Annotated in this window: 8 protein-coding genes; all 8 read left to right on the plus strand. The window is 58.1% G+C overall.

What is annotated here, in order from left to right; translation table 11 throughout:
* Positions 1–281 precede the first annotated feature (281 nt).
* Positions 282–2,300: a glycosyltransferase family 2 protein gene (locus H0V34_04145; GenBank protein MBA2490913.1), complete on the plus strand. Its 2,019-nt coding sequence runs from the start codon at positions 282–284 to the stop codon at positions 2,298–2,300.
* Entirely contained in the window at positions 2,297–3,115 is an 819-nt protein-coding gene (locus H0V34_04150) for a hypothetical protein (protein MBA2490914.1), read from the plus strand. The genes H0V34_04145 and H0V34_04150 overlap by 4 nt, the downstream gene beginning before the upstream one ends.
* A 68-nt stretch (positions 3,116–3,183) precedes the next feature.
* On the plus strand, positions 3,184–3,990 hold the full coding sequence (locus tag H0V34_04155; protein ID MBA2490915.1) for a class I SAM-dependent methyltransferase: 807 nt from the start codon (positions 3,184–3,186) through the stop codon (positions 3,988–3,990).
* 84 nt (positions 3,991–4,074) lie between these two features.
* Entirely contained in the window at positions 4,075–4,863 is a 789-nt protein-coding gene (locus H0V34_04160; GenBank protein ID MBA2490916.1) for a sulfotransferase family 2 domain-containing protein, read from the plus strand.
* Positions 4,864–5,007: 144 nt separating this feature from the next.
* Positions 5,008–5,676 (plus strand): sulfotransferase family 2 domain-containing protein, encoded by a 669-nt coding sequence (locus H0V34_04165; protein ID MBA2490917.1) that lies wholly within the window; start codon positions 5,008–5,010, stop codon positions 5,674–5,676.
* Positions 5,677–5,679: 3 nt separating this feature from the next.
* Entirely contained in the window at positions 5,680–6,510 is an 831-nt protein-coding gene (locus H0V34_04170) for a sulfotransferase family 2 domain-containing protein (protein ID MBA2490918.1), read from the plus strand.
* Positions 6,511–6,606: 96 nt separating this feature from the next.
* Positions 6,607–7,659, plus strand: a complete 1,053-nt coding sequence (locus H0V34_04175) for a methyltransferase domain-containing protein (protein MBA2490919.1) — start codon at positions 6,607–6,609, stop codon at positions 7,657–7,659.
* Between the two features lie 67 nt (positions 7,660–7,726).
* On the plus strand, positions 7,727–8,316 hold a 590-nt coding region (locus tag H0V34_04180), incomplete at its 3' end, for a glycosyltransferase family 2 protein (GenBank protein ID MBA2490920.1).

Here is an 8,316-nt window from a genome sequence, read left to right on the forward strand (position 1 = left end):
GACACGAACTGGCGAACGTCACTCAGCAGTCGACCAGCCGGCTGGTGGAGATCAACCAGGTCCGTCACGAACTGGCGACCGTCACTCAGCAGTCGACCAGCCGACTGGGGGAGATCAATCAGCTCCGGCACGAACTGGCGACCGTCACACAGCAGGCTGCGAGACGGCTGGCGGAGATAAACCATCTGCACGAAATCATCGCGGTGCGCGATGATACGATCAAGGAGCAGGCTGTCTCGCTACAGGAGCAGGCTACCAGGATCGCGACGCAGACCGCCACCATCAGTTCGATACTGTCTTCCACCAGTTGGCGCCTGACGACGCCAGTTCGCACGGTCGTGACCCGTTTGCGCGCATCCCGCACTCGCGCGCGCGCGCTGGCCACGGCCAGCCTGCGGTTGTTGTTCAAGCAAATGCCGTCTGAAAGTGACCGCAACGCTGGCTTCAGGCTGATCGCGACCACGCTTGCCGGCCTGGTTCACTGGCTGGAGGACGGCGGCCGTGCCTACCGCGCCTGGGTCAAGCGCTACGACACCCTGAGCGACACGGACCGCGAGGGCATTGAGCTGCATATGAATTCCCTCTTCCGGCAGCCGCTGATCTCCGTGGTGATGCCGGTGTTCAATCCTTCGGAGCGGTTTTTGCGCCGCGCGATCGAGTCGGTCATGGGGCAGTCGTATCCGTGTTGGGAACTTTGCATCGCCGACGACTGTTCGACCCAGCGACACGTGTCGCGGGTGATTCGTGAATACGCGGGGCAAGACAAACGCATCAAGACCGTGTTCCGCGCGCGCAATGGCAACATCTCCGCGTGCAGCAACAGCGCTTTGGCGCTGGCAGAAGGCGAGTTCGTCGCACTCCTGGATCATGACGATCTGCTGGCCGCGCACGCGCTTTACATGGTGGTTGTCGCGATTAACGACAATCCCGACGCCGACATTATTTATTCCGACGAGGACAAGATAGACAAGCGCGGCCGGCGCAGCCAGCCGTACTTCAAGCCCGACTGGAATCCCGACCTGTTCCTCGCGCAGAACATGATTAATCATCTGGGCGTTTACCGGACGTCGCTCGTTAAATCGGTGGCGGGGTTTCGCGAGGGATTCGAGGGCAGTCAGGACTACGATCTGGCCCTGCGCGTCATCGAGCAGAGCGCGCCGGATAAGGTCATCCACATTCCCCATGTGCTGTACCACTGGCGGATGGGGCCGCGGCTGCGTACCTTTTCGCAAACCCAGTTGGCCCGTGCAGTGAACGCGGCGCAAGGCGCCGTGCGCGAGCATCTCGCGCGCACGGGACAAACGGCGACGGTCAGCGCCGCGCCAGGGGCCGAGCATCATCAGCGGCTAAGCTGGCCGGTGCCCGTGCCGCCGCCGCTGGTTACGATCATTATTCCCACCCGGGATCAAATCGGGCTGCTGCGGCAGTGCATGGACGGGCTATTGTCCGGCACACGCTACGCACCGATCGAGGTGATCGTCGTGGACAACGGCAGCGAGGAGCCGCAAAGCCATGAATACTTCCGCGAGATACAAAATGACGCGCGCGTGCGGGTGGTTGAGTACGATCGTGAATTCAATTATTCGGCGATCAACAACTTCGCGAGTCAACAGGCGCGGGGCGAATTGGTCTGCCTGCTTAATAACGACATCGTCGTCATCAATGAAGACTGGCTGGATGAAATGGTCAGCCATGCCGTGCGCCCGGAAGTCGGTGCGGTTGGGGCGATGCTCTATTATCCGGGCAACACCATTCAGCACGCGGGAGTTATCGTGGGTCTTGGCGGCGTGGCGGGTCACAGTCATAAGTACTTTCTGCGCGGTAGCCCGGGTTATTTCGGGCGTCTCAAGCTCGCGCACAGCTTAAGCGCGGTTACTGGCGCCTGCCTCCTTACGCGGCGTGAAGTCTATGGTGAGTGTGGCGGGCTGGACGAGAAAAACCTCAAGATTGCGTTCAACGATGTGGATTTGTGTCTGCGGATACGCGCGCGCGGTTACCGGATTATCTGGACGCCGCACGCGGAGCTGTATCATCTGGAGTCGGCCTCCCGTGGCGCGGACATGGCACCGGAGAAGGCGGAGAGATTTCGAAAAGAAGTCATCTGGATGAAGAATCGCTGGGGTGACGCCTTGCTGTGCGATCCCGGTTACAATCCCAACCTGACGCTTGATAGGGAAGATTTCTCGCTGGCGTACCCGTCTCGCACCCGTAAACCGTGGGACACGTATGTGGTCGAGATGATGATGTCCTCCGACGAAAAGGGCAGCGTCGTAGCGCTGGAAGAGCAACAAAACGGATGAACATTCTGGTTATCGGCAAGGGCAAGACCGGCACCACCATTATCTCGAAATCTATTCAGCTCTCCATGCCGGATTCGCTTTATTATCTGGAGCCGAAAAAGATCGGTTTTTTTCTGAACAGCGGGCCGCCAGACGGTGCGTGTGTGGTGAAGATCATCTACGAGCACTGGGACTCGACGCCGAACCTGCGCGAGGCAATCTTGCATAACGAACTCGCGCTCAAGTTCAAGCGCATCGTGGCGATAGTACGCGACCTGCGTGACGAGGCGATCAGCCGGCTTTTTTACATCGCGCTCCCGCTGGCGCAACGGGGTGTGGAGACGCAGCGGATGGATGCGTGGCTGGATGTGCTGATAAAAAAGGAGCGGGATCCGCAATCCATCTCTTTTCTGAGCATGATCGAGCAACTGAACGACATCTTTGGAACGAAGGTGGCGCCGCGTCCGCCTGTGGATCTGCGTTACCTGCGATTTCTCGACAAGCACGCGCCACGGCTCCACGTTATAAAATATGAGGATTTTATCGAGGACCGGCTCGATGAGCTGGAGGCTTATCTGGGGTTCGAAGTATCAGACAATCGTCACGTTGGCGAATACCACTGGACCCGGCGCAGCGCTGCCTACAATAACTGGAAGCGCTTTTTTACGCGCGGCGACGTGGAACAATTGCGTGATCTTTACGATCCCCTGCTCAGCCGGCATGGGTACACAGACTGGGCGCTGGACCCCGACCCGGTGCTGAAACCGGACGAATGTTCCGGTTATGTGCGGCGCATCGTCGCCGGCGTGCAGGCGGCCGCCGCGGCGCCCGGATAGACGCTGTGCGGCGACTTTTAAGGACATTAATCGCTTGATTTTGCGTTTCAATTCGACTGGAGGCTGAAGTGTGGAACAGGATTCGCCAGCGTCTGTTCGCGGGTGATCGCGCGCGGACTGATCAACAGACCACCGACACGACGCCTCAGGCCAGCGCATCACAAGGCGACGCGGCTAGTGAAGACGGTGCGCGGGCAGACGCGATCGCGCGCGAATTTGAACAGCGCAAGCCGTGGGTGACGCGCTTCTGGATAAACGGCGTGGCTTATGGCGGCGCCTTTGATGCCATGAACGATGCGCGTCTGGAGCAGTTCCGCACGCAATTTCCCGATGTCAAAACCATTCTTGAACTCGGCGCGCTGGAAGGCGGCCATAGCTTCGGGCTGGCCGCGGCCCCACAGATAACGCGTGTCGTGGGTCTGGAGGGGCGGGCTTCCAATATCGAGCGCGCGCGCCTGGTGCAAAAGCTGCTTGGCCTTGGCAGGGTTGAGTTTCACGAGGTCAATCTCGAGCAAACTGACCTTGCCGACTGGGGTCGGTTCGACGCGGTTTTCTGCTCCGGGCTTTTGTATCACCTGCCCGAGCCGTGGAAGCTTCTGGACCTGTGCGCAAAAGTCAGCCCCAGATTTTTTATGTGGACCCATTACGCCGCCGGTGACGGCAATGTAGAGGTCAACGGCTATCGTGGCAAGTGGTTCAGGGAGAGCGGTCTCGGCGATCCGTTGAGCGGCATGTCGCAGGAATCCTTCTGGCCAACTTTGCCAGCACTGGAACAAATGCTGCGGCACAGTGGTTACAACGAGGTTCGTATCATTCACGATGACGCGCAACACCCGCATGGCCCGGCCGTGACCCTGGCGGCAACGGCCGGTTAAGCAATTGCGTCGGGTTACATCGCAGACCGCCTGCATATTGTCCCACGGATCGATTTCCAGCCAGGTGCGGTTCAAAGGTAAACCATGGATCTTCAAGCCCTTATTGTCGCGGCGCGACCGCGCCCCATCGTCGATGCGCGGAACAAGCTTTTGTTGCTCTGGAGTGCGAAGTCCGGCTGCACATTCGCCGTCAAATGGCTGTTTACGCAGATGGGTGTGCCGGCGGCCTGTGCTAGGCCGCATAAGTATCGCGCCGAGCTGTATAAGAGCGAACAGCAAAACACCGCGGTAACGGATTTCGCCAAAGCGCCCGGCTCGTATCGCACGGTCAAATTCATCAGGGACCCCTTCAAGCGCGCCGTGAGCGCTTACATACACGCTGACCGCATTGGCTACGACGATGCCGCGATCAGCACGTTCCTCGGGCGTAAGGTGGATGCGACCAGCCGTTTTTCCTTTAGAGAGTTTCTGCGCTATCTCGAAAGCATCGATCTGACCCGTTGCAACATTCATCATCAATTGCAAACGCACGCGCTGGAGCGCCGCTACATGCTGGCATCGATGTTTCTGGTCAATCTGGATCATTCCATGCAAACGCTTCCGAAGCTCGAGTTGTTCCTGGGGCTGGATCAAAGTGATCCTCGGCGTTTCAGAGAATCGGCTCACCACACGCGCAGGCTGCAGGATTCGGCCGACGGTTTTAACGGCGACAAGGTTTTCGACATCTTCAATATAGCCGCTCCTCAAATGCCGGATTTTCGCAGCTTCTATGACGCGGTATTAACAGACCGTGTTGTCAGTCTGTATGCGGAAGATTTTGTGCGCTACGGCTTTAGTCCGTCGCTAAACGACCGAGGGCGTTATCGGGCATGAGCGTTCGGATGCGATTCGACCTTAAGCAATCCCCGCTTCACAAATTGATAGTGGCGTCGCCGCAGCCGATCGTGGATTCTCAACACAAGATCGTGCTTCTCTGGAACGCCAAGGCAGGCTGTACATTCGCCGTCAAATGGATGCTTGGTCACATGGGGCTGCTGCGGGAGGCGCTGGCTGCATCATCGCTGGATTCATTATTACCGCATTCAAAAGCTATACAAAAGCGCGGCGCACAAGGCATCAGTCGAGGACTTTGCCGACGACCCCGCCGCTTACCGGGCTGTGAAGATCGTCAGGAATCCGTTTAAGCGCGCCTTGAGCTCTTTTATACATGCTTCGCAGTGTGGCTACGAAGACGTACCTATGGCGAGGTTTCTTGGCCGGGCGGTCGATGCGGAGAACCGTTATACGTTTCGGGAATTCGTTGCCTATCTGGAAACGATTGACCTCAATGAGTGCGATGCTCATCATCGCTTGCAGGGACATCGCTTAGAGCGGGCTTTCGCGCCGGGCACGCGTTTTGTGATCGATCTCGACCACTCCATGATTTTGCTGCCCAGGCTCGAACGGCTGCTCGGTCTACCTCGATCGAAATTGAACCGCTACCGGCAATCGCACCATCACACGCGACCGTCCGAGCGTATCGCCGCCGGGTTCAGCGGAGATGCGTTGTTACACGTAACGCCAAATTCGAAGAGTGAGTTGGCCGGCTACCGTCACTTCTACGACGCGGACCTCGAACGCCGCATTTATAATTTGTATGCGGAAGATTTTCTGCTCTACGGTTTCTCTACGACGCTCGGCAGTTAAACGATGATTGATCGAACGCCCTCCGGATTAAATCGAGTCAGTGAGGATAAGCAGAATATCATCCGCGGCCTGGTGACGCGGCCTCGACCGATACTCGATTCGCAACATCAGCTAATGCTTTTCTGGAGCGCCAAGGCGGGTTGTACATTCGCCGTCAAATGGATGCTTGATCATATGGGGCTTTTGCAGGAGGCGCTGGCGCACCACCAGTGGGTACATAAATTTCGTGTCGCAAAGCTTTACGCGGGACTCGCCCACAAATCATCCGTGCGCGACTTTCTCAATTCTCTCGTAGGTTACCGAGCAATCAAGATTGCCCGCAACCCATACAAGCGGGCCGTCAGCTCGTACATTCACGCCGCACGTTGCGGTTACGAAGATGCCAGAGTATCCGATTTTCTAACTCGGCCCGTCGAAAAACACAGCGGGTTTTCCTTCAGGGAATTCGTTGCATATCTCGAAACCATCGATCTAAGCACCTGTAACGTTCATCATCGCATGCAGGTTCATCCGCTTGAACGTTGTTTTGCGCCGGGATCACGTTTCATAATCGATCTGGATCATTCCATGGCTTTGCTCCCGAAGCTGGAACGCACGCTCGGCTTGCCTGAGACTGATCCCGCCGACTACCGTGAATCATCCCACCATACGCGTACATCGTCGGAGGCGGACGAAGAATTCCGCGGCGATGCGGCGTTCAACGACTTACGGCAATCGAAAGCTACATTGCCTGGCTATCGCTCGTTCTACGACGCGGACCTCGAGCGTCGCGTTTATAATTTGTACCCTGAAGATTTTCTGCTCTACGGTTTCTCCACGACGCTCGGTAGCTAATGTTTTTACCTGTGAGCGGCGCGCCGGTCTTATTGCGGCACGAGGTTCTCGCTCCGTTGTCGGCGCCGCGTATTTTTTCATTTGATGAGAGTTGTCATGGCGTCGGTCAGCTTGAAAAAATTCACTAACCAGCCAATCGATGCGCTGCGGCGATTCGTGCGCTTTGCGCGAGGTCTTCTGACGGCCTCACGGCAGCATGCGGTTGGCTACTCGCACGCGAATGGGGCGTTCGACGCGCTGAGCGTGGAACGCGCGGGCTTCATCCAGGTGGAAGGCTGGGACAAGCACGATCGCTTGCAGGATATCGCGTTGCCGCAATGTTTTGTGGATGGCCGCGTGCTGCCGGTGCTGGAGGCGTTTCGCAGCTTCCGCCCCGACGTGGCCACGGCGATCGGCGCGGACAATTCGTTTCTGGGACTGGTAGTGCTGTATGCCATTCCTCGTGACAGGTGCGGTGTGCTGCATCGGGTGAAACTGGTGCACAACGATACAACCGTATTCGACATCAACGACGCTTTCCAGACCGAAACGCCGCCTTACGGCAAGCTGCTGGACACGCAGGATGTATTGCATCGTGAAAATATCTACGCTTACGGTCCGCCAGCCACGGCGGTGGCCGAAGAAATCAGGCGTCTCGCGATGGCCCTGCCCGGCCCGGTGCTGGATTTCGGTTGCGGCAGCGGTGTACTCATCAAGTCGTTGCGCGATCATCAAATTGAAGCATATGGCATCGAACTTGACCGCAAGCCGGTAGCGGAGAGTCTGCTACGCGGGGCACGCGAGCATATTCAGCTATACGACGGCGGTTACCCGTTGCCGTTTGCCGATGGGCAGTTCGCGAGCGTAATTGCCTCCGAGGTTATCGAACATGTCGCCGAGTACGAAACCGCACTGAATGAGATCGCGCGCGTAACGCGCGACAGTTTCCTGATCACCGTGCCGGACATGAGTTCGATTCCCGTTTGTCATCACAACCATGTCGTGCCCTGGCATCTGCTGGAGTCGACCCATGTCAATTTTTTCACCCAGGCCAGTCTGCGGCGCGTGCTGGAGGCGCGCTTTCGCGATGTGCAGTTCGCGCGCCTGTGTCCGGCGATGACCAACGGTTCCAAATGGTACGGCAATCTGGCGGCGGTGTGCCGCAAGTAGCTTGTCCGTCGCAAGCAAGGCTACCCCTTCGTTGTTGCCGCCGCCGGGATCCGACATCCTCGTTGACATGAGCGAGCATGGAAAGGTCGCGGCGGTGGTAGTCAACTGGAACGGCGGCGAAAACCTGCGGCGCTGCATCGACAGCCTGCTTGGCCAGACGCGCCGGCCCGCGCGCATCATTGTGGTTGATAACGCGAGCGATGACGGCTCGCTGAACGGACTGGCAAGCCTGGCCGGCGCCATTGAGATTGTGCGGCTAGACAGCAATACTGGCTTTGCCGCCGCGAACAATTTTGCGATCGAAAAAGCGTCGGACTGCGAATGGGTCGCGCTACTCAATCCGGATGCGTTCGCTGAGGCTGCGTGGCTGGCCGAATTGCTGGCCGCGGCGAACGCCAACCCGGCGTTTGCTTCTTTTGCCGCCCGCATGCTGAATCATGCCGACCCGGCGCTACTGGATGGCGCGGGTGACGCATATCACTTTACCGGCTTGGCATGGCGCCGGGGGCATGGCACGGTGGCGCTAAACCATTATGAGCGCGTCAAGGATGTGTTCTCGGCATGCGCTGGAGCGGCTCTATATCGTCGCGACGCATTGCTTGAGGTCGGTGGTTTCGACGAATCGTTTTTCTGTTACATGGAAGACGTCGACTTGGG

This window comes from Gammaproteobacteria bacterium (genome assembly GCA_013696315.1).
Lineage (GTDB): Bacteria > Pseudomonadota > Gammaproteobacteria > JACCYU01 > JACCYU01 > JACCYU01.